The sequence below is a fragment of the Pseudomonas sp. Pseusp88 genome (assembly GCF_047303955.1).
GTDB lineage: Bacteria > Pseudomonadota > Gammaproteobacteria > Pseudomonadales > Pseudomonadaceae > Aquipseudomonas.
This window is the reverse complement of sequence record NZ_JBGLYM010000008.1, coordinates 169,730-192,994: the sequence shown is the minus strand read 5'-3', so window position 1 is coordinate 192,994 and position 23,265 is coordinate 169,730. Positions and strand designations below refer to the sequence as shown.

Annotated in this window: 24 protein-coding genes and 1 riboswitch; of the genes, 11 read left to right on the top strand and 13 right to left on the bottom strand. The window is 60.5% G+C overall.

Going from position 1 to position 23,265, the window contains the following annotated elements; all coding sequences use genetic code 11:
- Positions 1 to 106: 106 nt before the first annotated feature.
- From ACCD02_RS13535 to ACCD02_RS13515, 5 genes are read right to left on the bottom strand one after another with little or no spacing between them, the layout of a single operon-like run.
- The gene (locus ACCD02_RS13535) at positions 107 to 772 is read right to left on the bottom strand and encodes an urea amidolyase associated protein UAAP2 (protein ID WP_413302331.1); all 666 of its coding nucleotides are present in this window, start codon (positions 770 to 772) and stop codon (positions 107 to 109) included.
- Between the two features lie 11 nt (positions 773 to 783).
- On the bottom strand, positions 784 to 1,509 hold the full coding sequence (locus ACCD02_RS13530; protein WP_413302329.1) for an urea amidolyase associated protein UAAP1: 726 nt from the start codon (positions 1,507 to 1,509) through the stop codon (positions 784 to 786).
- A 12-nt stretch (positions 1,510 to 1,521) separates the two neighbouring features.
- Entirely contained in the window at positions 1,522 to 2,286 is a 765-nt protein-coding gene (locus ACCD02_RS13525) for an ABC transporter ATP-binding protein (protein WP_413302326.1), read from the bottom strand.
- A complete protein-coding gene (locus ACCD02_RS13520; protein WP_413302324.1) occupies positions 2,283 to 3,098 on the bottom strand; it encodes an ABC transporter permease in 816 nt (271 codons plus the stop codon). Before ACCD02_RS13520 ends, ACCD02_RS13525 begins: the two co-directional genes overlap by 4 nt.
- A 27-nt stretch (positions 3,099 to 3,125) precedes the next feature.
- On the bottom strand, positions 3,126 to 4,193 hold the full coding sequence (locus tag ACCD02_RS13515; RefSeq protein ID WP_413302321.1) for a putative urea ABC transporter substrate-binding protein: 1,068 nt from the start codon (positions 4,191 to 4,193) through the stop codon (positions 3,126 to 3,128).
- A gap of 59 nt (positions 4,194 to 4,252) precedes the next feature.
- A riboswitch (guanidine-I (ykkC/yxkD leader) is annotated at positions 4,253 to 4,356 on the bottom strand.
- Between the two features lie 301 nt (positions 4,357 to 4,657).
- Between ACCD02_RS13515 and ACCD02_RS13510 the strand changes: the two genes are divergently transcribed.
- On the top strand, positions 4,658 to 5,128 hold the full coding sequence (locus ACCD02_RS13510) for a hypothetical protein (RefSeq protein WP_413302319.1): 471 nt from the start codon (positions 4,658 to 4,660) through the stop codon (positions 5,126 to 5,128).
- Positions 5,129 to 5,305: 177 nt separating this feature from the next.
- Here the strand turns inward: ACCD02_RS13510 and ACCD02_RS13505 are convergent, their stop codons facing one another.
- Positions 5,306 to 6,418, bottom strand: coding sequence for an enoyl-CoA hydratase/isomerase family protein (locus ACCD02_RS13505; protein WP_413302316.1), 1,113 nt, complete (start codon positions 6,416 to 6,418; stop codon positions 5,306 to 5,308).
- A gap of 144 nt (positions 6,419 to 6,562) precedes the next feature.
- Between ACCD02_RS13505 and ung the strand changes: the two genes are divergently transcribed.
- Positions 6,563 to 7,255 (top strand): uracil-DNA glycosylase, encoded by a 693-nt coding sequence (ung, locus tag ACCD02_RS13500; protein WP_413302314.1) that lies wholly within the window; start codon positions 6,563 to 6,565, stop codon positions 7,253 to 7,255.
- A 315-nt stretch (positions 7,256 to 7,570) separates the two neighbouring features.
- Entirely contained in the window at positions 7,571 to 8,002 is a 432-nt protein-coding gene (locus tag ACCD02_RS13495; RefSeq protein WP_413302311.1) for a DUF3757 domain-containing protein, read from the top strand.
- Between the two features lie 63 nt (positions 8,003 to 8,065).
- On the opposite strand, the gene ACCD02_RS13490 is transcribed toward ACCD02_RS13495, so the two are convergent.
- The 4 genes from ACCD02_RS13490 to ACCD02_RS13475 all read right to left on the bottom strand — a co-directional run bounded on the left by ACCD02_RS13490 (position 8,066) and on the right by ACCD02_RS13475 (position 12,217).
- Positions 8,066 to 9,097 carry an AbrB family transcriptional regulator gene (locus ACCD02_RS13490; protein WP_413302309.1) on the bottom strand — a complete coding sequence of 344 codons (1,032 nt, stop codon included), beginning with the start codon at positions 9,095 to 9,097 and terminating at the stop codon, positions 8,066 to 8,068.
- The gene (locus tag ACCD02_RS13485; RefSeq protein ID WP_413302306.1) at positions 9,090 to 10,607 is read right to left on the bottom strand and encodes a tripartite tricarboxylate transporter permease; all 1,518 of its coding nucleotides are present in this window, start codon (positions 10,605 to 10,607) and stop codon (positions 9,090 to 9,092) included. The genes ACCD02_RS13490 and ACCD02_RS13485 overlap by 8 nt, the downstream gene beginning before the upstream one ends.
- Before the next feature lies 1 nt (position 10,608).
- Positions 10,609 to 11,067, bottom strand: coding sequence for a tripartite tricarboxylate transporter TctB family protein (locus ACCD02_RS13480; protein WP_413302303.1), 459 nt, complete (start codon positions 11,065 to 11,067; stop codon positions 10,609 to 10,611).
- Positions 11,068 to 11,188: 121 nt separating this feature from the next.
- Positions 11,189 to 12,217: a Bug family tripartite tricarboxylate transporter substrate binding protein gene (locus tag ACCD02_RS13475; protein ID WP_413302471.1), complete on the bottom strand. Its 1,029-nt coding sequence runs from the start codon at positions 12,215 to 12,217 to the stop codon at positions 11,189 to 11,191.
- A gap of 215 nt (positions 12,218 to 12,432) precedes the next feature.
- On the opposite strand from ACCD02_RS13475, the gene ACCD02_RS13470 reads away from it, so the two are divergent.
- Positions 12,433 to 13,104: a response regulator gene (locus tag ACCD02_RS13470; protein WP_413302300.1), complete on the top strand. Its 672-nt coding sequence runs from the start codon at positions 12,433 to 12,435 to the stop codon at positions 13,102 to 13,104.
- Positions 13,097 to 14,485, top strand: a complete 1,389-nt coding sequence (locus ACCD02_RS13465; protein ID WP_413302298.1) for a sensor histidine kinase — start codon at positions 13,097 to 13,099, stop codon at positions 14,483 to 14,485. The genes ACCD02_RS13470 and ACCD02_RS13465 overlap by 8 nt, the downstream gene beginning before the upstream one ends.
- A 15-nt stretch (positions 14,486 to 14,500) precedes the next feature.
- On the opposite strand, the gene ACCD02_RS13460 is transcribed toward ACCD02_RS13465, so the two are convergent.
- Both ACCD02_RS13460 and ACCD02_RS13455 read right to left on the bottom strand, forming a co-directional pair.
- The gene (locus ACCD02_RS13460; protein WP_413302296.1) at positions 14,501 to 15,322 is read right to left on the bottom strand and encodes an HDOD domain-containing protein; all 822 of its coding nucleotides are present in this window, start codon (positions 15,320 to 15,322) and stop codon (positions 14,501 to 14,503) included.
- Between the two features lie 75 nt (positions 15,323 to 15,397).
- Entirely contained in the window at positions 15,398 to 16,339 is a 942-nt protein-coding gene (locus ACCD02_RS13455) for a YgfZ/GcvT domain-containing protein (protein WP_413302293.1), read from the bottom strand.
- A gap of 142 nt (positions 16,340 to 16,481) precedes the next feature.
- On the opposite strand from ACCD02_RS13455, the gene ACCD02_RS13450 reads away from it, so the two are divergent.
- Together ACCD02_RS13450 and ACCD02_RS13445 are read left to right on the top strand one after the other, a co-directional pair.
- Positions 16,482 to 16,736 carry a succinate dehydrogenase assembly factor 2 gene (locus ACCD02_RS13450; protein ID WP_413302290.1) on the top strand — a complete coding sequence of 85 codons (255 nt, stop codon included), beginning with the start codon at positions 16,482 to 16,484 and terminating at the stop codon, positions 16,734 to 16,736.
- Complete coding sequence (locus ACCD02_RS13445) at positions 16,720 to 17,172, top strand: protein YgfX (protein ID WP_413302287.1); 453 nt, start codon at positions 16,720 to 16,722, stop codon at positions 17,170 to 17,172. Before ACCD02_RS13450 ends, ACCD02_RS13445 begins: the two co-directional genes overlap by 17 nt.
- Here ACCD02_RS13445 and nadB read toward each other — a convergent pair.
- Complete coding sequence (gene nadB / locus ACCD02_RS13440) at positions 17,141 to 18,757, bottom strand: L-aspartate oxidase (RefSeq protein WP_413302284.1); 1,617 nt, start codon at positions 18,755 to 18,757, stop codon at positions 17,141 to 17,143. The genes ACCD02_RS13445 and nadB overlap by 32 nt on opposite strands.
- A gap of 499 nt (positions 18,758 to 19,256) precedes the next feature.
- On the opposite strand from nadB, the gene rpoE reads away from it, so the two are divergent.
- The 4 genes from rpoE to ACCD02_RS13420 all read left to right on the top strand — a co-directional run bounded on the left by rpoE (position 19,257) and on the right by ACCD02_RS13420 (position 23,145).
- A complete protein-coding gene (gene rpoE / locus ACCD02_RS13435) occupies positions 19,257 to 19,838 on the top strand; it encodes an RNA polymerase sigma factor RpoE (protein WP_259098605.1) in 582 nt (193 codons plus the stop codon).
- Positions 19,839 to 19,870: 32 nt separating this feature from the next.
- Positions 19,871 to 20,464: a sigma-E factor negative regulatory protein gene (locus tag ACCD02_RS13430; protein WP_413302281.1), complete on the top strand. Its 594-nt coding sequence runs from the start codon at positions 19,871 to 19,873 to the stop codon at positions 20,462 to 20,464.
- A gap of 8 nt (positions 20,465 to 20,472) precedes the next feature.
- A complete protein-coding gene (locus ACCD02_RS13425; RefSeq protein WP_413302279.1) occupies positions 20,473 to 21,432 on the top strand; it encodes a MucB/RseB C-terminal domain-containing protein in 960 nt (319 codons plus the stop codon).
- Positions 21,433 to 21,708: 276 nt separating this feature from the next.
- On the top strand, positions 21,709 to 23,145 hold the full coding sequence (locus tag ACCD02_RS13420; protein WP_413302276.1) for a DegQ family serine endoprotease: 1,437 nt from the start codon (positions 21,709 to 21,711) through the stop codon (positions 23,143 to 23,145).
- Positions 23,146 to 23,265: the final 120 nt, after the last annotated feature.

Here is a 23,265-nt window from a genome sequence, read left to right as displayed (position 1 = left end):
GCCGGCAAATGCACGACCTGTGGGAGCTGCCGCAGGCTGCGAAAGCGATCTGTCAGGCAAGCCCTCTTCGCAGCCTTCGGCAGCTCCTACAGGTGGCCGAGGCCGATCAATTCCAGATCAACAACTCAGCCGCCGTCGGGTTGTAGCCATTGCACGGGTTGTTCAGTTGCGGGCAGTTGGAGATCAGCAGGATCACGTCCATTTCCGCGCGCAGTTCCACGTATTTGCCCGGTGCCGAGATGCCGTCTTCGAAGGTCAGGCCGCCGTCGGCGGTGACCGGGACATTCATGAAAAAGTTGATGTTCGGCCCGATATCGCCCTTGCCCAGGCGTCCGTCATGGGCACAGGCGCGCAGGTAGTTGTCGCGGCAGCTATGCATGTGGCGCTTGTCCAGGGCGTAGCGCACGGTGTTGCTCTCTTGTGCGCAGGCGCCGCCGAGGGTGTCGTGGCGACCGCAAGTGTCGTCGACGATGGTCAGCATGGCGCGGCCCAGGTTGGAATACAGCACGCTGCCGGTGCTCAGGTAGACCCGGCCCTGACGGCGCAGGGTGCGTTGCACGTCATAACGCTCGCGGGGGTTGGCGGCGCTGTAGAACAGGGTGTCCACCGCCTGGTTGCCTTCCAGATCGAGGATGCGCAGGGTCTGCCCGGCCTTGATCTCTTTCATCCACGGCTCGCCGGCCGGAATGGTGGCGCGGTATATCGGGGCGCGGGCCAGTTTGGGCGCGAGGATCTGCGAAGCGGCATGCTGATTGGCGTATTTGTGGATCATGGCAAGGCTCCTCAGGCGAACAGACGGTCAGTGTTGATAAAGCCGCGCTCGTTTTCCGGGCGCGAGGTGCGGCAATGTTCGGCGACGCTGGCGTCGGCCTTCATCCAGGTCAGTTGCACCGGTTGTGGGGCGTATTGCGGGTTGGGGTCCATGGGGTGCTGCAGGGCGGTCAGCACCACCAAAGTGTCCATGGGCGCATACAGCTCGATGTAGTCGCCGGCCTTGGAATTGTTCGGCAGGTAATGCAGCAGCCCGGCGTCGTCGACGTTGACCCGGCTGAACAGGTTCAGGGTCATCAGCAGGTCTGACAGACCCAGGCCCCATTTGCCCAGCTCCACCAGCAGGTTGTCGGCGCCATTGCGGAAGAAGCCGTTGCGCAGTTCCTGATAGCGGCCCTGGCCGTACTTTTCCTCGATTTCCTCGGCGCACAACACGCCGCCGATGCTGTCGCTCCAGCCACAGGTATCAGCAGTAATGGCTGCAAGGACGCGGCCCATGTCCGAGTACAGGCAGTGGCCGTTGGTGAGTTTGGCGGTGTGCTGGCACTTGAGGCTGTCGGGCAGGTTCAGGCGTTCGGTTTTTTCGTGGGCGTTGAGCATTGTCAGGCTGACATTGGCATTGCCGTTGAGGTCGGTCAGGCGCAGCAGTTCGCCGCGCTTGAGGACGAACGAACGGTGGCCGCCGCCGGGCAGCAGTTCTTCGGCGAATACGGGGAAGAGCGGGGTTGATGCAGTCATGTGTAAGGTCCTTTAAGCCGTTTGCAGGGCTTCGATCGCAGCACGAGCGGCGCGGCGGTCGGTGTTCAGGGGAATGTCGTAGGTGATGCGTGCGCCATAGGCGCCGGGTGCGTGAGGGTCGTGACGAATCTTGTCGAACACCATCAGGCGCGTGCCGAGGTTGAAACCTTCGGACAGGTCGTGGGTGACCATGAACACGGTCAGTCGGGTTTCGCGCCACAGATCCAGCAGCAGGGCGTGCATGTCCTTGCGGATACCGGGGTCGAGGGCGCCGAAGGGTTCGTCGAGCAGCAATACCCGTGGCTTCATGATCAGTGCCTGGGCAATCGCCAGACGCTGTTGCATGCCGCCGGACAGTTGCGTCGGGTACTTGTCCAGGGCGTGGCCGAGGCCGACCTTGTGCAGCAGCAGCGATGCCTGTTCCCGCGCCTCGCGCTTGGCCCTGCCGAACAACCGGCCAAGCAGCGCCGAGCGGGGCAGTTCCAGGCCCAGGGCGACGTTATCCAGCACCGACAGATGCGGAAAAACCGAGTAGCGCTGAAAGACCACGCCGCGGCTGGCGTCCGGCTCGCTGGCCAACGCCTGACCGTCGAGCAGAATGCTGCCGCGACTCGGCACTTCCTGACCCAGTAGCAGGCGCAGAAAGGTTGACTTGCCGCAGCCCGAAGCGCCGACCAGGGTGCAGAACTCACCCTCGGCCACGCTCAGGTTCAGGCCTTCGAGCACCACCTGATCGTCATATTGTTGCCAGACGTTATTGACCGAAATAAAGCTCATGACCGTGCCCCCTCATACCAAGGGAAGGCTTTGCGCGTGAGCAGTTTCAGGCCCCAGTCCATCAGCCAGGCAAGCAGGGTGATCCACACCACGTACGGCAGGATCACGTCCATCGCCAGATAACGCCGGACCAGGAAGATCCGGTAGCCCAGGCCATCGGTGGAAGCAATGGCTTCGGCCGCGATCAGGAACAGCCATGCCGAGCCCAATACCAAACGCAGGGCGATCAACAGGCGTGGCAGCAATTGCGGCAATACCACCCGCAGGATCAGGGTCCAGGTCGAGGCGCCAAGGGTCTGCGCCTTGATCAGCAGTTCCACCGGGATTTCCCGCGCCCTTTGTTCCAGATCACGGGCCAGCACCGGAGTGATGCCGATGACGATCAGCATCACCTTGGACAGCTCGCCCAGGCCAAAGACAATGAACAGGATCGGCAGGATCGCCAGCGGTGGCACCATGGACAGCACCGTCAGCAACGGCGACAGGGGGGCGCCAAACAGCGGCAGCACCCCCGAGGCGATACCCAGGCACAAACCCAGCAGCGCGCTGATTCCCAGGCCGATCGCCAGGCGTTGCAGGCTGGAGGCGGTGTCGGCCCACAGCAGGTACTCGCCTGTACGGGTGTCGGCGACCAGGGCCATGCGCTTGATCGAATCGGTCATTTGCACGGCACTGGGCAGCAGCTTGTCGTTGGGGTTCTCCGTCAGCCGGGTGGCCGAGCCCATGAAATAGGCGAACAGCAACAGGGCAAACGGCAGGATCACCAGAATCAGACGGCTGGCGCGATCCGGGCGGCGGTTTATCAAACGCATGGAAATGACCTTTGTCCGGGACGCGGTTTACAGCTTGCCGTCGGCGGCCATCTGCACGTAGCTAGGGTCGAAGTGCAGCTTGACGTTGGCCTTGTCGCCCTCGATCACACCCTTGGCGAAGGACATGCCGATGGCGCTGGAGTCCTTGGCGCCCTGGCCGAGCAGGCCATGTTCAAAGGAGAAATCGGCGACTTTGCGCATGGTTTTCGGCAATTGCTCGCTGTTGGCGAACTCCAGGGCTTCCTTCGGCGTGGCGAACAGCTTGGTGGTGTCCAGTTGCGACTGGAAGCCGGCCAGGTCAGTGCCCGAGGCCTTGGCCATGTGTTCCAGGGCCAGCTTGCTGTCAGCCGACTTGGCGTTCATCAGCGCGACCACTTCGAACCAGGCACCGGTCAGGGCTTTGCCCAGGGCCGGGTTGTCTTTCAGGGTTTCGCTGTTGACCACCATCATGTCCATGATCTCGCCAGGGATCTTGCTCGAGTCGAACACTTCGGTCACACCGGGCTTGGCCTTGATATCGGCCAGCATCGGATTCCAGGTGGTCACGGCCTTGACGTCATCGGTGTTGAAGGCTGCAGAGATGTCAGCGTCGGAGGTGTTGACCACTTTCAGGTCTTTCTCGGTGAGATCGACGCTGTCCAGGGCCCGGGCCAGCAGGTAGTGGGAAACCGACAGCTCGACCAGATTGACGTTCATGCCCTTCAAGTCGGCGACCTTCTTGCCGCTACCCTTGATGACGATGCCGTCGTTGCCGTTGGAGAAGTCGCTGACCACCAGCGCGGTGCTGTCCACGCCGCCTGCGGCCGGGATGGTCAGGGCGTCCATGTTGGTCATGGTGCAGCCATCGAACTGGCCGGCGGTGTACTGGTTGATCGACTCGACGTAGTCGTTGAGCTGGGTGACCTTGATGGTGATGCCGTACTTCTTCGCCCACTTATCGACGATTCCCTGGGTACCTGCGTATTCCCATGGCATCCAGCCGGCGTAGATGGTCCAGCAGACATTGAAGTCTTTCTTGGCGGCGGCATTGGCGCCCAGGCAGACGGCGGCGAAGACGCCAGCGGTGATGAGGCTGAACAGACGGGACTTTTGCATTGAAGTACCTCCAGTAGTAAAAGGGGCGGCCAGGAGCAACGCGACACCACAGGTGTCCTGTCTCCCGGGCTTTTATCCCGCCGTGTAACCTCTACTGGAGGTCGCCAACTCTCGGACCAGTCACCCGCTGTGTCAGCGAGCCGGAACCCTAGTCAGCTATTGCAAATTGTGGTGCCGCGAAGCGTGTTGACTCCTGCACACCAAGGGCTAAGCGAGAGTTGTGCCAAGTCGCTACAAGCGCCGTTTTCCGGGCTATGACGGGATCGTCAGAATAAGAAGAAGGGCGATGGTTGCGTTGAAATGGTGCGTGTGCGCACCGTTGCAGGTCGTCGGAATTATTAAACTTTGTTTAAGGTGAGTGGCACTTGATAGCAGTTAGCCGGTCTTATTTCATGTCCGCCAGATTATGGCGAACGCCCGCCAGCGTCGCTGGTGTGTGCTCTATCGCGGTCCAGGAGGCCGCCATGTATCGACGACCCTTGCTTATTGCCTTGCTGGCTTCGTCTCTGGCCGGTTGCTACTCAGACGGCTACTACCCATCCGAAACCTACTCTCAACCCGTCTATGGCGGCGCGGTCTATGACGGCGGCTATTACAGCCCTTATCGGCAGGAGCGCATCTACGTAGAACCTTCGCGTCGCTACTACTCGCCGGGGCCGCGTTATTACCAGGCACCCCCGCCACCCCGTTACTATCAGCCGCGCCCTGATCGGGGCTGGAATGGCGGTGGTGGCGGTGGCGGTAACTGGGGCGGAGGCGGTGGAGGCGGTGGACACTTCCAGGGCAACCCTGGCCGCCCGCCAGCACCTCCGCCGCCGCAATATCGTCCATCGCCCAATCGCGATGACAACTACAGCGGCCGCGGGCATGAGTCCGACGGCCCTGGGCACCAGGGGCGGGGTGGACATGGTGGGCCGGGGGGCGGCAATCGCTGAGCCCCGTTGCCTGCATAATCAATTGAGCTGAGCGTTTTCGGACCTCAGCTCTTTTCATTTTTGTGGGACCGGCTTTAGCCGGGAAGACGCTGTTTCAGACGCTGGGGTTGTATTGGCTGTGCTGATGCCTTCCCGGCTAAAGCCGGTTCCACAGTCCGCTTCAAGCCAGGGTATTCGTTAATACTCCGTCAAATCCGCCAATGGATGTCGTCCTTCCCATGCCTTGCTGAAATGCGCATCGATCACCGCCAGTGGCACGCTGCCGACATCCGGCCAGTGCCAGTGCGGCTTGTGGTCCTTGTCGATCAGGCGCGCGCGTACGCCTTCGGCGAATTCCGGGTGGCGGCAGCAGTTGAGGCTCATGGCGTATTCCATCTGCAGCACTTCGGCCAGGGATTTGTTGCGGGCCCGGGCGATTTGTTCCCAGACCAGATGAGCCGTCAACGGGCAGCCGTCGAACAGGGTTTTCGCCGCCTTCACCAGCAGCGGGTCGTCGCTGTGTTGCAGCAGGCTGATGGCATTCCATGCACCGAGCAGGTTACCCACGTCCAGGCATTCATCCAGGCGCTCCCGGCGCGGTAGCCATTGCGCAGCAGGCAGGTGGCCGATGGCTTCCTGTTGCAGTGCCTTGAGCAGGCTGTTGAGCTGGATATCGGTCTGTTCCTGCCAGTTCAATTGTTGCAGGCCGTCGATCAGGGCGTCCTGTTGCTCGTCGAGCATGAAGCGGTCGGCCAGCCCCAGGTCAAGGGCATCCCTGGCGTTGATCAGGGCGCCGGTCAGGCCGAGAAACAGGCCGAGCTTGCCGGGCAGACGCGAGAGGAACCAACTGGCGCCGACGTCCGGGTACAGACCGATGCTGATTTCCGGCATGCCCAGGCGGCTGCTCGGGGTAACGATACGCACATTGGCGCCCTGCAGCAGGCCCATGCCGCCGCCCAATACATAGCCGTGGCCCCAGCAGAACAGCGGTTTGGGGTAGGTGTGCAGGCTGTAGTCCAGACGGTATTCGGTCGCGAAAAAGTGTGCGGCCAGGGGGGGCACTTCGCCGGGATGAGTGCGCCCGGCCTGGATCAGGCTGCGCACATCGCCGCCGGCACAGAAAGCCTTGGTGCCATTGCCGCGCAGCAATACGCAGACGATTTGCGGATCGCCGGCCCAGTGGTCCAGGCGTTCCTGAAGGCTGATCAGCATGGGCAGGGACAGGGCATTGAGCGATGGCTCGGCGTCCAGGGTAGCGATGCCGATACGGGCGTCGTCCTGGGTGGGTATTTCTTCGAATTGCAGATTCATCGTGACCTCATCGAAACGATACGGATAGCCGAAAGCGAATGGGCTATTTGCATCTGAGTGTAGGAAATGACTGCTTTATTGCCGGGCATTTGACATTGGCGCCTGTGTTTTCTAGGGTGCGCCCATTGTTTCAGGGATGCCACCATGACCAGCGACGACCGTATCAAACTCGAACCCAGCTGGAAGCAAGCACTGCGTGAAGAGTTCGACAAACCTTACATGGCCGAGTTGCGCGAGTTTCTGCGCCAGGAGCACGCTGCGGGCAAGGAGATCTACCCGCCGGGGCCGTTGATTTTCAACGCCCTCAATTCCACGCCGCTGGATCAGGTCAAGGTGGTGATCCTCGGCCAGGACCCCTATCACGGCCCGGGCCAGGCCCATGGCCTGTGCTTTTCGGTACAGCCGGGGGTGCCTGCGCCGCCATCGCTGGTCAATATCTATAAAGAGCTCAAGCGCGACCTGAATATCGATATTCCCAACCACGGCCACCTGCAATCCTGGGCCGATCAGGGCGTGCTGATGCTCAATACGACTCTGACTGTCGAGCGCGCCAATGCCGCATCCCATGCCGGTCGAGGCTGGCAGCATTTCACCGACAAGGTGATCGAAGTGGTCAGCGCCCACCAGCCGCATCTGGTGTTCCTGCTGTGGGGCGCTCATGCCCAGGGCAAGCGCAAACTGGTCGACGCCACCAAGCACCTGGTCCTGACCTCGGTGCACCCGTCACCGCTGTCGGCCTACAAGGGCTTTCTCGGTTGCGGGCATTTCGGCCGGGCCAATACTTATCTGGAGCAGAACGGCATGACGCCGATTGACTGGCGTTTGCCGCCGGTGTGAGGTCAATGCACCGGCCTGTGCATATCGCAGCGGCTGTAATAATTGTCGCAGTTTTATTCAGTCATTTTCCCCTTGCCATACCCGTGTTTCCACGGGCATGGCAAGGCACTGTTTCGATTTTTTACTTGTTGAGTGTCGGTTAGTGTAACTAACTATGTTTTTTATTTCGTTATGGGAAAGGTACTACATAGCCTGTCGGTTGTGAGTAATTAAAGAGCTATCTACTATCGGGTTTATTCGTCAGGGCAAAAACATTCGTAAATGTTGTCATGGTCTTGCGAATATTAAAAAGCCTATTTTTTGGTGGAAGTTTCTATGAAGATTAAAGTTCTTGCTGTTGTGGCGTTGTCGTTTGTTTCCATGTCGAGTTGGGGTTCTGCAGTTGAGTATTGTCCCTCTGTTGGGGCGATAAAGCATGAACAGGGGATTTACTCGGCGTCGACGCAGAGCGGCGAAGGTGAATGGCTGGGGGTGTCGTCGGTTGGGAAGCCGACGGCGATAAAGTCCTTTGAAATTGGTACATTCTATCCGGTGAGCGACGATGAGTCCAAAGGCCTGATGAATAAGTGTGCCTATCTGACCGAGAGTGGTGATCATGTAGACCTTCGTTATCGCCCAGAACAGAAAGATCGCTATGTCGAGTTGGTGAACAAGGCGCAATGGAAGCGATATGAGTCGGGCTTCGGAATTGTGACGTTTGAGTGCACCAGCAAAGTTGACGGAGCGTGTTCATTTAAAGAAATCTGATCGACGACAACCAGCGTCGAAGACTGTGTCGAGAGTCTTCGACGCTTTACTGTCTGGCGGATTTCAATGCGGATTGCGGTCCCAGTAACGAAACAACGGTTCTGCCAGAAACAGCACGAACAGCAGACGCATGACCTGCATTGCCGTCACCAGTGGCACCGACAGTTGCAGTACCTCCGCCGTCAGGCTCATTTCGGCAATACCGCCGGGCATCATGCCCAGGGTCAGCGAGCGCAGGTCCAGATGGGTCATGGCGCTGAGGGCCAGGGCGGCGAGGGCGGCGATGATCATGGTCAGGGCGGTACCCAGCAGGGTGCGCGCCATGAACGATGGCGCACGGCGGAAGAACGAGCGGTTGAAGTGACAGCCCAGGCCGCTGCCGATCAGCCATTGGCCAATCTGGCTGCCGCCGTGTGGCAGGGCGATGTGCAGGTTCCAGGCAATGCTGACCGCAGCGCTGAGCAGCAATGGGCCGAACAGCCAGGGGTTGGGTTGTTTCAGGCGTTGCCAGCCCCACGCCAGCAAGGCGCCTGCCGGGAACAGCAGCATGAGCCAGGCCCAATCTACCGTGCCCGTCTGCGCGTTCGGTGCGCCATTGCCCAGCAGGTATTTGAAGATGGCCGGGACGCACAGGACCACAGCCAGTACCCGCAGGCTCTGGGCGGCGGCGACGCTGCTTAGTTGTGCGCCATTGCGTGCGCCGAGGTTGACCATCTCCCCCGAGCCGCCAGGCATGCTGGAAAAGAACGCGGTGGCGCGGTCTTCACCGGTACGGCGCATCAGCCAGACGCCGACCACGCTGGAAACACTGGTCACCAACGCGCCAAAGAAGATCAGGCCGAAGTGGGCCAGTACTTGTTCCATCACCACCGGAGTGAAGTGCAGGCCGATACCGATGCCGACAATCCATTGTCCGCATTTACGGCCGCCGGGGATTTCCGCCAGTTGCCAGGGGGTCAGGCAACGTACCAGGATGATTGCCAGCAGCGAGCCGATCATCCAGGGCAATGGCCAGCCGACCTGGCTGGCAAGATAACCGCCAACCAGGCCGACCAGCGGGGTGGCCAGCCAGAGTTTGAGTGGCCTGTCAGACATTTTTCAATGCGTCAGCAGCCCTTGCCGAACGCATGCGCCAGATACGCACCACTGGCATTAGCAGCATGATGGCCGTCAGCACCCAGACGCTCAGGGTGATCGGGCTGGACCAGAGAATCTCCAGGGCGCCGTTGGAGATCGACAGCGCGCGACGCAGGTTCTGTTCCATCAGGCCGCCGAGGATAAAGCCCAGCAGAATTGGCGACAGCGGGAAGTCCAGCTTGCGCAGGATGTAACCGAAGATACCGATGCCGACCATCATGAACAGATCGAAGGTGGTGGCGTGCACGGCGTAGACGCCGATCCCGGTGATGATCGCGATGACCGGCACCAGTGCCCAGTTCGGCACCGCGAGGATGCGAGTGAACACGCGGATCATCGGGATATTGAGGATCACCAGCATGACGTTGGCGATGAACAGCGAGGCGATCAGGCCCCAGACGATATCCGGTTGCTGCTGGAACAACATCGGGCCAGGGGTGATGTTGTACAGCGACAGGGCGCCGATCATCACTGCCGTGGTGCCGGAACCTGGCACGCCGAGAGTCAACATCGGCACCAGGGCACCGCAAGCTGCGCCGCCAATGGCCGTTTCCGGAGCGGCGAGGCCGCGCATGTCGCCCTGGCCGAACTTGCCGGATTTGCCCGCCAGGCGTTTCTCGGTCATGTAGGCCACGGCACTGGCCAGGGTCGCGCCGGCACCCGGCAGTACGCCCATGATGAAGCCGAGCAGGCCGCAGCGCAGGTTGACCACAAATACCGAAGACGCTTCCTTGATGTTGAACATCATGCGCCCGGTGGCTTTGACCGCCTCCTGGCCGTGATGGGTTTTCTCCAGCAGCAGGAGAATTTCGCTGATGGAGAACAGGCCCAGTACCAGGACGACGAATTGAATACCGTCAGCCAGGTGCACGCTGTCACCGGTGAAGCGGTAGACACCGCTGTTGGCATCGATGCCGATACTCGACAGGAACAGGCCGATCAACGCCGCGATGAAGGTCTTCAGCGGACGGTTACCGGCCATGCCGCCGAGGCAGACAATGGCGAACACCATCAGTACGAAGTATTCCGCCGGACCGAAGGCAATCGCCCATTTCGCCAGCAATGGCGCGAACAGGACCATACCGCAGGTGGCGATCAGCGCGCCGATGAACGAGCTCCAGGCCGACAACGACAGCGCTACGCCTGCCAGGCCCTGACGAGCCATGGGATAGCCGTCCAGAGTCGTCATGACTGTCGAAGCTTCGCCGGGAATGTTCAGCAGGATCGAGCTGATCCGCCCGCCGTATTCGCAACCAAGGTAGACCGCTGACAGCAGGATCAACGCCGACTCTGGCGGCAGGCCGAGGGCGAAGGCGATGGGGATCAGCAGGGCGACGCCGTTGATCGGGCCCAGGCCCGGCAGCAGGCCGACCACCGTACCGATCAGGGTGCCGCACAGGGCGGTGATGAGGTTGTAAGGGGTCAGCGCAACGCCGAAGCCTTGGCCGAGATAGCCGAAAGTATCCACATTAATTCTCCAGGAATTCGAGCACGCCCAGGGGCAATGGAACATCCATGGCTTTGTCGAACAGCAGGTACAGGGCGATGCTCATGAAGATCACCACGACTGTACTCGCCAGCCATTTGCCGCCATACAGGCGGGCCATGGGAATGCCGATCAGGATGCTGCTGAGAATGAAGCCCAGGGGTTCGAACAGGCCGGCGAAAACCAGCAACAGGACGACACAGATGCCGATCTTGCTCAGGGTCTCGCGGTCCAGCGCAGGCTCGTCTTCACTATGGACGATGGGCGTAGGGCGAATCAGTTGGTACAGCAGCGCCAGGCCCATCAGCCCGAGCATCAGCAGGGGGAAGGCCCGCGGGCCGACGGGTTCGTAGGAAAACGACGCTTTATAGGGCCAGGCCATGACGGCCAGGGCAATGCACACCAGCAGCAGGGCGCCGGTGAAGATTCTTTGCAGGACCATGGGGACTCCGTTGCGCAGTATGAACCGCCGCGCTGTCGCAAAATAAACACTCATGTGGGACCGGCTTCAGCCGGGAATGCGTCTTCCCGGCTAAGGCCGGTTCCACCAGGGTTCTGCGCCGTTATTGGATCAGACCAAATTCCTTGGCCAGGCTCTTGTACTCGGCGACCTGCTTCTTGACGTAGGTGTCCAGTTCCTGGCCGGTCATGGCGAAAGGGAACAATTCACGCTGGTCGCGCAGCTTGGCGAAATCTTCCGAAGCCAACAGCTTGTCGAACGATGCCTTCCACCAGTCGTACTCTTCGTCGGTCACTTTCGGGCCGAGGTAGAAGCCGCGTACTACAGGCCAGACGATGTCGTAGCCCTGTTCCCTGGCGGTAGGAATATTCTTCATTTCCGGCTCTTCCAGGCGTTTCTCGGAGAACACGGCCAGCAGGCGCATGTCACCACTGAGAATGTGCGGCATGGAGTCGGAAATGTCTGTGCTGCCGACCTGGATGTGACCACCGAGCAGGGCAGTGACGATTTCACCGCCGCCTTCCAGGGCGACGTAGCGCAGGTCACGCGGGTTGATTCCTGCGGCCTTGGCGATCAGTGCGGTCTGCATCCAGTCCTGGCTGCCGACGGTGCCGCCGGAGCCGATCACGACTTTGCTCGGGTCGGCCTTGAGGGCCTTGACCAGATCGTCGAGGTTTTTGTACGGCGAGTCGCTTTTCACTGCGATGGCGCCATAGCTGGTGCCGACGGCGGCCAGCCAGCGTACGGCGTTTTCATCGAAACGACCGAACTTGCCCTGGGCCAGGTTGAGCAGCGAACCGCTGGACCAGGCGACCAGGGTACCGGCATCGGCCGGGCGCTGGGCGACCACGGCGTTATAGGCCACGGCACCGACGCCGCCGGGCATGTAGGTCACACGCATGGGCTTGGTCAGGATTTTCTCGTTGACCAGTGCGCTTTGCGCCAGCTTGCAGGTCAGGTCGAAGCCGCCACCAGGGGCAGCCGGGGCAATGCATTCAGGACGTTTGGGTTCGGCAGCGGACAGCTGAGTCGCGACCAGCAGGCAGCCGGCGGCCAGGGTGGCGGTCTGAATGAGGCGCGCAAGGCATGAGGTTGGCACGGATGAGCGGGGACGAGATTGCAGGATCTGCATCATTTGATAACTCCGTTTATTGTTTTTATTAACGAAAGCGCATCTGCGGCACCTTCTGTTTCTTCATGTTAAGCGGCGAAGCTTTCGCAAACCTTTCAGTTACCTTGCAATCGCCCTGAATCCGCTTTTACTTACCGCAGGGCTTCACAGGCCGGGGCTCGGCTGTAAACTCCGCCACCATCTCCCCCTACAACCCTATAAAACAGGAGACGTCGATGCGTGTTCTTCTCGTCGAAGACCATCTGCAACTGGCCGACAGCGTGGCCCAGGCGCTCAAGGGCGCCGGCCTGACCGTCGATGTGCTGCACGATGGCGTCGCCGCCGATCTGGCCTTGAGCAGTGAACAATATGCCGTGGCGATTCTCGATGTCGGCCTGCCGCGCCTGGACGGTTTCGAGGTGCTCGCCCGCCTGCGCAGCCGTGGCCAGAACCTGCCGGTGCTGATGCTGACCGCGCGCAGCGACGTCAAGGATCGGGTCCATGGCCTGAACCTGGGCGCCGACGATTACCTGGCCAAGCCGTTCGAGCTGTCCGAGCTGGAGGCCCGGGTCAAGGCTCTGTTGCGACGTAGCGTTCTCGGTGGCGAGCGGCAGCAGCGTTGCGGCGTGCTGGTCTATGACCTGGACACCCGGCGTTTCACCCTGAGCGATGAATTGCTGACCCTGACCTCCCGTGAGCAGTCGGTTCTGGAGGCGTTGATCGCCCGGCCGGGGCGGGTGATGAGCAAGGAGCAACTGGCGGCCCAGGTATTCGGCCTGGATGAAGAGGCCAGCGCCGATGCCATCGAGATTTATATCCATCGCCTGCGCAAGAAACTCGACGGTCAGCCTATTGCCATCGTGACCTTCCGCGGCCTCGGTTATTTGCTGGAAAGTCGCGATGCTTAATCAGGACAGTCTGCGCTGGCGGTTGCTGTGGAACCTGGGCCTGTTGTTGACGGTGTTGATGCTGGCCAGTGGCTTGAGCGCTTACTGGAATGGTCGTGAAGCCGCCGACACTGCCTATGACCGCACTCTGCTCGCCTCGGCCCGAACCATCGCCGCCGGGGTCTCGCAACGCGATGGCACCCTGAGTGCCGACGTACCCTACATTGCCCTGGATACCTTTGCCTACGACAGCGAAGGGCGGATTTACTACCAGGTCAACGACATCAATAAAAAGCTGATTTCCGGCTACGAAAACCTGCCAGCTCCGCCGCCGGGCACCCTGCGCACCGACGATTACCCGGCCCTGGCCAGTTTCTACAGCGCCCGCTATCAGGGCCAGGACGTGCGCGTGGTCAGCCTGCTCAAGCCGGTCAGCGAGCCGGACATGCAGGGCATGGCGGAGATCCGGGTCGCGGAAACTGAGGAGGCGCGAGTGAAGATGGCCCGCAGCCTGATGGCTGATACCCTGTTGCGCCTGGGCATGCTCGGCGCAGGAGCATTGTTGCTGGTCTGGTTTACCGTCAGCGCGGCGTTGCGACCACTCGAACGAATTCGTACCGCCGTTGAAGAGCGCCAACCGGATGACCTGCGCGCCCTGCCCATGGTCGAGGTGCAGCACGAATTACGACCGTTGGTCAGCGCGCTGAACCACTTTACCGAGCGCCTGCGCGTGCAATTCGAACGGCAGGGGCAGTTCATCGCCGATGCCTCTCATGAGTTGCGCACACCCTTGGCCGCGCTCAAGGCACGGGTCGAACTGGGTTTGCGCGATCCGGAGCCGAGCCATTGGCGCTCGACCCTGGAAGCCGCCGCCCAGGGTACCGATCGCCTGACTCATCTGGCCAATCAGCTGTTGTCGCTGGCGCGCATCGAAAATGGTGCACGGGCGATTGCCGAGGGCGGCGCGCAGAGTCTGGATCTGTCCCAGCTGGCCCGTGAACTGGGCATGGCCATGGCACCCCTGGCCTATGGTCGCGGCGTGTCCCTGGCGCTGGAGGCCGACGAACCGGTGTGGCTGCGGGGCGAGCCGACGCTACTCAATGAGCTGCTGAGCAACCTGATTGATAATGCCCTGGCACACACGCCGGTGGGGGGTAATGTGATTCTGCGGGTCTATGCACCCGGGATTCTCGAAGTGGAGGACGATGGCCCTGGTATTCCGGAAGCCGACCGTGCGCGGGTGTTCGAGCGTTTTTATCGGCGCAACCCGCAGAGCGCCGGGTCGGGCCTGGGGTTGGCCATTGTCGGGGAAATCTGCCGGGCGCATCTGGCTCAGATCAGTCTGCACGATGGCGAGCAACAGGGACTGAAGGTGCGGGTCAGTTTCGTCGCCGCGCCCTGACCTGACTCGGTGTGATCAGTAGAGCATGACCTTGGCTTCATCCATCTCCGCCGCCAGCTTGCCTCCGGCCAGGTCCAGATGCAGCGCATGGAAGGCAGGCAGGCTGGTGATGTCAATCTGGCTGAACGGGTGCCCGGTGTCGCGATAGGTATGCACCGTCGCGACCTGGACCAGATCGATATAGTCGGCTCTGGCCGAAACCCGTTCGAAATTCTGGTATTGCGTGGGGACCATGGCGAGATGTTCGGGGAAGTCCCAGGAACGCAGCAGGCGCTCGCCGATGATCGGGTGAATGCGTTCGATCACGTGATTCAGGCTGACCGGGTCGGACAGCAGTTCGAAATGGTCTTCGGCATAGGTCAGGATCGGCAGCACGCCGATCAGATGAATCAGGCCGGCCAGTGTCGCCTGATCCGGCTTGAGATTGAGAATGTTCAGGCACAGTGAATAGCTGATACCCGCCACTTGCAGGCTCTGTTTCCAGATGTCCCGCATTTTCTGCTCGATCACCCCGGACTTGGCGTGGAACATCTGCTCCACCACCAGACCGATGGCCAGATTACAGGTGTAGTTGACCCCCAGCCGGGTAATCGCGGTATTGACATCGCTGACTTCGAAATTGGGGCGCAGCAGCGGACTGTTTACAACCTTGATCAGGCGCGCCGACAACGCGGTATCGCTGCCAATGACTTTACTCAAGGCGGCGACGCTGATTTCCGTATCTTCTGCGGCAAGGCGGATCTTCAGTGCTACTTCAGGCAAGGTCGGCAGGAACAAGGCATCTCTATCGATGGCCTTGATCAAATTTCTCTGCACCTCGTCAGCCATCTTGCTCATCTTGCATCTCTTGGGCATTGGGGTGGTGAGATGCCCGCCGATCTCTGACAGGGGCGGGCAGGGGCCATGGCTGGCTTAACGCTGGGTTTCGAGTTTGCTGTCCAGAGTGTATGGCAGCTCGTTCAAGTGTAATGCCGGGCCGTCGGCGGCGTTGAGACGGATATCACCATTCTCCACAGCATCGGCCTGGAGTACGGCCAGCAATTCGATACCTTGCTCGCCCTGCGCTGCGATGACCACGTTGCCCACCGAGCTGGCATGTACCGGCGAAAACAGTGCCGCGCCTGGTGCTGGCAAGTCGCTCCCCTCCAGAGACAGCCGGTACAGGCGGCGCTTGAGCTTGCCCAGGTACTGCATGCGCGCGACGATTTCCTGGCCGGTGTAGCAGCCTTTCTTGAAGCTGACGCCGCCGATGGCCTGCAGGTTGATCATCTGCGGAATGAATTCTTCCCGGGTCTGGCCGAACACCTGGCCGATCCCGGCGCGAATCTGCCCCAGCAGCCAGTCGTTGAGCGGGCCCTCGGCCAACTGCGCGGCCAGGCGCGATTGCACCTCGGCGGCCTGTTCAGCCGGTACCCAGAGTTCGGTGCGGTTGGGTGAGACGCGAATCGCGATCAGATCATGGGTGCGGGTGACGGCGTCGGTGTCGTGAGGCAGTTCCAGACCCAGGCTGACCAGGGCGCCATCACCATCCTGAACGCCGAAACGAGCCCAGGCGGCACTTTCGTCGGTCAGTTTTGATTTGGAGAACACCGCATATTTTTTCAGGTCGGCCAGTTGCGCCTCGAGCAGTTCGCTGGCCATGGCCAGCAGGCAGCCGTCGCCTTGCAGCAGAATGCGGAAGCTGGACTGCATACGGCCTTTCTGCGTGCAACGGGCACCGAGGGTCGCCTTGGCGTCGCTCAGGTAGTCCATATTGCAGGTCAATTGGCCTTGCAGGAATTTACTGGCGTCCACGCCGCGAACGGCAAGAACCCCTTCGTGGGAAAGCGGGCAGAAGAAAGCTGAGTCGGCCATGGTTCGTCGCAGGAAAAAAGTCTGGGACACATCATAGTGCCGAGTGTTGATTATGGGTACATGAAAACTGCTGCGACCATTGGGCCATTCGCGCGAGCGTCGTGCGGCTGTATACTCGCGACCTATTTTGAGGAGCCCCTCCATGGTCGAAGACGTCGAACTCAATCGCCTTTACTGGCACAGCCGCCGCGGCATGCTCGAACTGGATTGCCTGCTGGTGCCTTTTGTCCGCGAAGTCTATCCGAACCTCAATGATGTCGATCGCGATCTGTATCGTCGTCTGTTGACCTGTGAAGACCAGGATATGTTCGGCTGGTTCATGCAGCGCGCTGAGTCGGAAGACGCCGAGCTGCAGCGCATGGTTCGCATGATTCTGGATCGTGTCCAGCCGACGTGACCACTTCCAGTGCCGTTGGCGCGCCTCGCGGTGGTTGCTGACGGCCTATCTGGGCGCTCAGTGCCTGGCGCTTTTTTCCCTGTGCTGGCTTGATATTCCACCCCGGGCCCTGGTGCTCGGGGCGTTCGCCTGCCTGCTGCATGCTGCTTATATGATCCCGCGAGCGATCGTGTTCAGCAGTCCGGCGGCATTTACCGGCCTGCGCCGCGATCCTGATGGCTGGCAGCTGTGGAGTGCAGAACGGGGCTGGCGGCCGGTGCAATTACGTCGCGACAGCCTGGCCCTGCCTTTACTGGTTGTCTTGCGATTCCGCCTGGCAGGCAGGGGACGGGTGCGCAGTGTGTGTATCCCGGCCGATGCCCTGGCGCCGGATGAGCACCGGCGCCTGCGGCTGCGTTTGAAGTTCAGCCGGCGAAGGTGGGCGGCACCAGGATAGTGTCCAGCGCTTCGGGCAGCATGTCCGGATAGTCCAGGGTGTAATGCAGACCGCGCGATTCCTTGCGTTCCATGGCTGACTGAATCATCAGCTCGGCCACTTGTGCCAGATTGCGCAGCTCGATCAGGTCGCGGCTGACCTTGTAGTTGCTGTAGAACTCGTCAATCTCGTCCAGCAGCAGGCGTACCCGGTGCTGGGCGCGCTGCAGGCGCTTGTTGGTGCGCACGATGCCGACGTAGTCCCACATGAAGCGCCGCAGTTCGTCCCAGTTGTGCGCGATGATCACGTCTTCGTCGGAGTCTGTGACCTGGCTGGCATCCCAGCCCGGCAGGCTTTGCGGCACTTCGACGCTCGACAGCTGGCCGATGATGTCGGTGGCGGCGGAGCGGGCATAGACGAAGCATTCCAGCAGGGAGTTGCTGGCCATGCGATTGGCGCCATGCAGGCCGGTGAAACTGGTCTCGCCAATGGCGTAGAGGCCCGGTACGTCGGTACGACCATGGCTGTCCACTACCACGCCGCCACAGGTGTAGTGCGCGGCTGGCACCACCGGAATCGGTTGGCGGGTGATGTCGATGGAGAATTCAAGGCAGCGTTCATACACCGTCGGGAAATGGCTCTTGATGAATTCGGCGGGCTTGTGGCTGATATCCAGGTACACACAGTCGATGCCCAGGCGCTTCATCTCGTGGTCGATGGCCCGGGCGACGATGTCCCGGGGGGCCAGTTCGGCGCGGGGGTCGAAGCGCTGCATGAAACGTTCGCCATTGGGCAGCTTCAGATATGCGCCTTCACCACGAAGGGCTTCGGTGATCAGGAAGCTCTTGGCCTGGGGGTGATACAGACAGGTCGGGTGGAACTGGTTGAACTCCAGGTTGGCCACCCGGCAGCCGGAGCGCCAGGCCATAGCGATGCCGTCGCCGCAGGCACCGTCCGGGTTACTGGTATAGAGGTAGACTTTTGCCGCGCCACCGGAGGCCAGCACCACGAAACGCGCGCCATAGGTGTCGACTTCGCCGCTGGTACGGTTTAGAACATAGGCACCGAGGCAGCGCTCGCCTTCCAGCCCCAGGCGGCGCTCAGTTATCAGATCGACGGCGACGCGCTGTTCCAGCAATTCGATATTAGGCCGCGTGTGGGCCTGAGCCAGCAGGGTTTTGAAGATCGCAGCACCTGTGGCATCAGCGGCGTGAATGATGCGTCGATGACTGTGGCCGCCCTCGCGGGTCAGGTGAAACTCGAAGCCGCCGTCTTCTACCGTGGACTGGTCGTCCCGGGTGAAGGGCACGCCCTGGTCGATCAGCCACTGGATGGCTTCGCGGCTGTGCTCGACGGTGAATCGCACCGCTTCTTCATTGCACAGGCCGCCACCGGCGTTGAGGGTGTCCTCGACGTGGGATTGCACGGTGTCAGCGTTGTCCAGCACCGCTGCAACGCCGCCCTGGGCCCAGAACGTCGAGCCGTTGGCGAGGTCGCCCTTGCTCAATACCGCGACACGCAAATGGCCCGGCAGCGTCAGGGCCAGGCTGAGGCCTGCTGCACCGCTGCCAATGACTAGAACGTCGTGCTGAAAATGTTGGCTCATTTCTTATTTCCGCGAGTCGCGGCCACTAGTATATGTAGGGGTGGACCGGCACAATAGCTGCGCTTTATTGGCATTGTGAGGCCACAGCGGGCTCGGATTGTGCGCCAGTCAGGCACGCCCTGCATATTGTTTTTCCGGAGGAGAAAAGTGCTGGTGTCGTGTGATGACCTGGGAGTAGTCCGGGTGGTCAGCTGAGTTTTTACGACTGACTGCAAAACATGGGAACTTTTCGTGAGTGCCCACGTTCAATAGACGGTTGCCTATAAAGGGACAGCGTCGGCTTTACGCGGAGCTCGAAAGCAGCCACCGCCGGCGAATTCGACGACAAGATTATTGACGCAGCCGACCTAGGTCGAGCTGCGTTTTTCGTGCAGGCCAAATCAGTGTCCGCAGGAAACTTGCTTGAAGGGGGAGAACTTTTGCCAAGAGCCCGAGTCTATGTTTGCAAGCCTGAACAATCGCTGAGGCAATACTCCTTCAAGCTCAATGAGGAGTGTTCATGCTAACCCAGGAAGAGGATCAGCAGCTGGTCGAGCGCGTACAGCGCGGTGACAAGCGAGCGTTTGATCTGCTCGTGCTGAAATACCAGCACAAGATTCTCGGGTTGATCGTGCGGTTTGTGCACGACACCCATGAAGCCCAGGACGTTGCACAAGAGGCCTTTATCAAGGCCTACCGTGCACTTGGAAATTTTCGCGGTGACAGCGCCTTCTATACATGGCTGTACCGTATCGCCATCAACACGGCGAAGAACTATCTGGTGTCGCGCGGTCGGCGGCCGCCGGATAGCGATGTACGGTCTGAAGACGCGGAGTTCTACGACGGCGATCATGGCCTCAAGGACATCGAGTCACCGGAGCGGTCATTGTTACGGGATGAGATCGAGGGCACTGTCCATCGAACTATCCAGTTATTACCAGAAGATTTGCGTACGGCGTTAACTTTGCGCGAATTCGATGGTCTGAGTTATGAGGACATTGCCAGCGTCATGGAATGTCCGGTGGGTACCGTGCGCTCTCGCATATTTCGCGCTCGGGAAGCCATCGATAAAGCCCTGCAACCTTTGTTGCAGGAAACCTGAGACAGCGGCGATAGCCAAGAGAGGAAACCGCCATGAGTCGTGAAGCCCTGCAGGAATCGCTGTCCGCGGTGATGGATAACGAAGCGGACGAATTGGAATTACGTCGGGTACTGAGTGCCATCAACGATGCGGATACACGGGCCACATGGTCGCGTTATCAGCTGGCTCGTGCAGCCATGCACAAGGAGCTGCTGGTTCCTCATCTGGATATTTCGGCAGCTGTATCTGCCGCTATCGCCGATGAAGTCAGCCCGCTCAAGCCCGGTCGTGGCCCTTGGCGTACCCTGGGTCGCCTGGCCGTAGCCGCTTCGGTTACCGTTGCCGTCCTGGCGGGTGTTCGTCTGTACAATCATGACGACATCGCTGGTGCACAGTTGGCACAACAGGCTCCACAGCCTGCCAACCTGTCGGTTCCACAAGTCAAAGGCCCGGCCGTACTGGCTGGCTACACTGAAAGCTCCGAGCAAGCCAGTGGCCCGATGGTCAATGGTGTGATGCAGGGTCAGGCCGGTTGGCAGGATCAGCGTCTGCCAGGCTACCTGCGCCAGCATGCTCAGCAAGCAGCGTTGAAGGGTACTGAAAGCGCCCTGCCTTATGCACGTGCGGCCAGTCTGGAAAACCGTTAAGGAGGATCATGCAAGCCATCCGTCTATTGCCTTTGCTGTTCAGTGGATGGCTGGTCCTCCCAGCACATGCCGATGATGCGCAGGACATGCTCAAGCGTCTTGCGCAAGCCGAGCAGCAGCAGAGCTTCCAGGGTACGTTCGTCTACGAGCGCAATGGCAGCTTCTCCAGCCATCGGATATGGCATCGCGTCGCTGACGGCAAGGTCCGTGAGCACGTGCTGCAACTGGATGGCTCTGCGCAAGAACTCCTGCGTGTCGATGGCGTGACTCAATGCGTCAGCGGCACGCTGGCTGATGGCGTGAGTAATCTGCCCGATTCTCCCGCCCATGGCCTGGATGCCAAGAAGCTGGCGAACTGGTACGACCTCAAGGTCGCCGGAACGTCGCGAGTGGCTGCCCGTCCGGCAACCATCGTCACGCTGACACCCAAGGATCCGCATCGTTACGGTATCGAGTTGCACATCGATAACGAGACCGGCCTATTGCTCAAGTCACTGCTGCTGGGTGACAAGGGCCAGTTGCTGGAGCGTTTCCAGTTCACCGGCCTCAATACCTTTGATACGCCTACCGACGCGATGCTGCAGGCCAGTGCCGATTGCAAGCCCGTTGACGCCGCCAGGGCGCGCGCCGCGACGTCAGACAAGCCTCTGGCCTGGCGCTCGGACTGGCTGCCGCCAGGCTTTGAACTGACCAACAGCTCGGTGCGCAAGGAACCCGCGACCAAATCCACCGTCACCAGCATGATGTACGATGATGGTCTGGCGCGTTTTTCGGTATTCATCGAAGCATTGAGTGGTGCCGCAGTCACGGATATCCGTACCCAGCTTGGACCGACGGTAGCTGTTTCTCGTCGCCTGACCACGCCCAAGGGCGACGTAATGGTCACAGTGGTGGGCGAGATTCCCTTGGGCACGGCAGAACGCGTCGCGCTGTCGATGCGCAGTGCCGATGAACCGGTTAAGAAATAACCGGGACGTGGGCGTGAAAGGTCAAGATGTAAAAGGTTTCATCTTGGCCTTGTGTGGCCGTCAGGCAAGCGTTTGCAGGGCCTGGGGCCGACACGCTGAAATGTCTGGAGATGTTTTCACGTTGCAAAATCGTAAGAATTTTTCTTCTATAGGTCATAGCTTCGCAGCTCTGGCCTTTGTTGTTTTCGGGTCTATTCAACGGACTGAAGGGGATATCTGCCGGATATCTTCTACAGTCCGTACTGCTTACTTATCCTCGTTGTGAACGGGAGCCGTATGTCGATACCACGCTTGAAATCTTACCTTTCCCTGGTTGCTGCCCTGCTGATGCTGGGGCAGGTAGCCGCTGCCCAGGCAGAAGCCTTGCCGGACTTCACCAGTCTGGTGGAGCAGGCCTCGCCTGCGGTTGTAAACATCAGTACCCGTCAGAAAATGCCACAGCGCTCGGTCGCCGGTAATCAGCCGGATCTTGAAGGCCTGCCGCCGATGCTCCGTGAGTTCCTCGAACGCAGCATGCCGCCAGGCTCCCGTGCTCCCGGCAAAGGCGGGGGTGGTGATCGTCAGCGCGAGGCGCAGTCCCTGGGTTCGGGCTTCATTATCTCGGCAGATGGTTACATTCTGACCAATAACCACGTAATCGACGGTGCCGATGAGATCATCGTGCGCCTGTCCGACCGTAACGAGTTGAAGGCCAAACTGGTCGGCACCGACCCGCGCACTGACGTAGCCGTGCTGAAAATCGACGGCAAGGACCTGCCTACCGTCAAGCTGGGCAATTCCGACAAGCTGAAAGTCGGGGAGTGGGTACTGGCCATTGGCTCGCCTTTCGGCTTCGACCATTCTGCGACCAAAGGTATCGTCAGCGCCAAGGGCCGCAGCCTGCCGAACGACACCTATGTACCGTTCATCCAGACCGACGTGGCGATCAACCCCGGTAACTCCGGTGGTCCGCTGTTCAACATGGCGGGAGAAGTCGTCGGTATCAACTCGCAGATCTTCACCCGTTCCGGCGGCTTCATGGGCTTGTCGTTCGCGATTCCGATCGACGTGGCAATGGATGTGGCCAATCAGCTCAAGGCCAGCGGCAAGGTCAATCGCGGTTGGCTGGGTGTGGTGATTCAGGAAGTCAGCAAAGACCTGGCTGAGTCCTTCGGTCTGGACAAGCCTGCCGGTGCCCTGGTTGCCCAGGTCCTGGAAGATGGTCCGGCGGCCAAGGGTGGCCTGCAGGTCGGTGACGTGATTCTTAGCGCCAACGGCCAGCCTATCGTCATGTCGGCCGACTTGCCGCACCTGATCGGTAACCTCAAGGACGGCACCAAGGCCGACCTGGAAGTAATCCGTGACGGCAAGCGCAAGACCCTGACCGTGACCGTTGGCGCACTGCCGGAAGAAGGCCAGGAAATGGGTGATTCGGCGCCCGGCGTCGAGCGCAACAGTAACCGCCTGGGTGTTTCCGTGGTTGACCTGACCGCCGAGCAGAAGAAAACCTTGGAACTCAAGGGGGGCGTGGTCATCAAGGATGTTCAGGATGGTCCTGCGGCCTTGATCGGTCTGCAGCCGGGTGATGTCATCACTCACCTGAACAACCAGTCCATTGCGTCGGCGAAGAACTTCACCGATATCGCCAAGGATCTTCCGAAGAATCGCTCTGTGTCCATGCGCGTTCTGCGTCAGGGCCGTGCAAGCTTCATCACCTTCAAACTGGCTGAATAACACTCGCCGGAGTAACAGGTACGGAAAAGGGCGGCGCGACCGCCCTTTTTTGTGCTTGTCGCCTGAATCCCGACACGCAGCGTCGCCACTTGACGTGACGCCCCAGTCTTCCTTCAGGTA

Coding starts and splice junctions, on each gene's coding strand:
- ACCD02_RS13510 (WP_413302319.1), top strand. CDS start 4,658: ATGTATCGACGACCCTTGCTTATTGCCTTGCTGGCTTCGTCTCTGGCC.
- ACCD02_RS13425 (WP_413302279.1), top strand. CDS start 20,473: ATGCAAGCCATCCGTCTATTGCCTTTGCTGTTCAGTGGATGGCTGGTC.
- ACCD02_RS13525 (WP_413302326.1), bottom strand. CDS start 2,286: ATGAGCTTTATTTCGGTCAATAACGTCTGGCAACAATATGACGATCAG.
- rpoE (WP_259098605.1), top strand. CDS start 19,257: ATGCTAACCCAGGAAGAGGATCAGCAGCTGGTCGAGCGCGTACAGCGC.
- ACCD02_RS13495 (WP_413302311.1), top strand. CDS start 7,571: ATGAAGATTAAAGTTCTTGCTGTTGTGGCGTTGTCGTTTGTTTCCATG.
- ung (WP_413302314.1), top strand. CDS start 6,563: ATGACCAGCGACGACCGTATCAAACTCGAACCCAGCTGGAAGCAAGCA.
- ACCD02_RS13515 (WP_413302321.1), bottom strand. CDS start 4,193: ATGCAAAAGTCCCGTCTGTTCAGCCTCATCACCGCTGGCGTCTTCGCC.
- ACCD02_RS13490 (WP_413302309.1), bottom strand. CDS start 9,097: ATGTCTGACAGGCCACTCAAACTCTGGCTGGCCACCCCGCTGGTCGGC.
- ACCD02_RS13520 (WP_413302324.1), bottom strand. CDS start 3,098: ATGCGTTTGATAAACCGCCGCCCGGATCGCGCCAGCCGTCTGATTCTG.
- ACCD02_RS13460 (WP_413302296.1), bottom strand. CDS start 15,322: ATGAGCAAGATGGCTGACGAGGTGCAGAGAAATTTGATCAAGGCCATC.
- ACCD02_RS13480 (WP_413302303.1), bottom strand. CDS start 11,067: ATGGTCCTGCAAAGAATCTTCACCGGCGCCCTGCTGCTGGTGTGCATT.
- ACCD02_RS13430 (WP_413302281.1), top strand. CDS start 19,871: ATGAGTCGTGAAGCCCTGCAGGAATCGCTGTCCGCGGTGATGGATAAC.
- ACCD02_RS13505 (WP_413302316.1), bottom strand. CDS start 6,418: ATGAATCTGCAATTCGAAGAAATACCCACCCAGGACGACGCCCGTATC.
- ACCD02_RS13470 (WP_413302300.1), top strand. CDS start 12,433: ATGCGTGTTCTTCTCGTCGAAGACCATCTGCAACTGGCCGACAGCGTG.
- nadB (WP_413302284.1), bottom strand. CDS start 18,757: ATGAGCCAACATTTTCAGCACGACGTTCTAGTCATTGGCAGCGGTGCA.
- ACCD02_RS13455 (WP_413302293.1), bottom strand. CDS start 16,339: ATGGCCGACTCAGCTTTCTTCTGCCCGCTTTCCCACGAAGGGGTTCTT.
- ACCD02_RS13420 (WP_413302276.1), top strand. CDS start 21,709: ATGTCGATACCACGCTTGAAATCTTACCTTTCCCTGGTTGCTGCCCTG.
- ACCD02_RS13465 (WP_413302298.1), top strand. CDS start 13,097: ATGCTTAATCAGGACAGTCTGCGCTGGCGGTTGCTGTGGAACCTGGGC.
- ACCD02_RS13450 (WP_413302290.1), top strand. CDS start 16,482: ATGGTCGAAGACGTCGAACTCAATCGCCTTTACTGGCACAGCCGCCGC.
- ACCD02_RS13535 (WP_413302331.1), bottom strand. CDS start 772: ATGATCCACAAATACGCCAATCAGCATGCCGCTTCGCAGATCCTCGCG.
- ACCD02_RS13475 (WP_413302471.1), bottom strand. CDS start 12,217: ATGCAGATCCTGCAATCTCGTCCCCGCTCATCCGTGCCAACCTCATGC.
- ACCD02_RS13530 (WP_413302329.1), bottom strand. CDS start 1,509: ATGACTGCATCAACCCCGCTCTTCCCCGTATTCGCCGAAGAACTGCTG.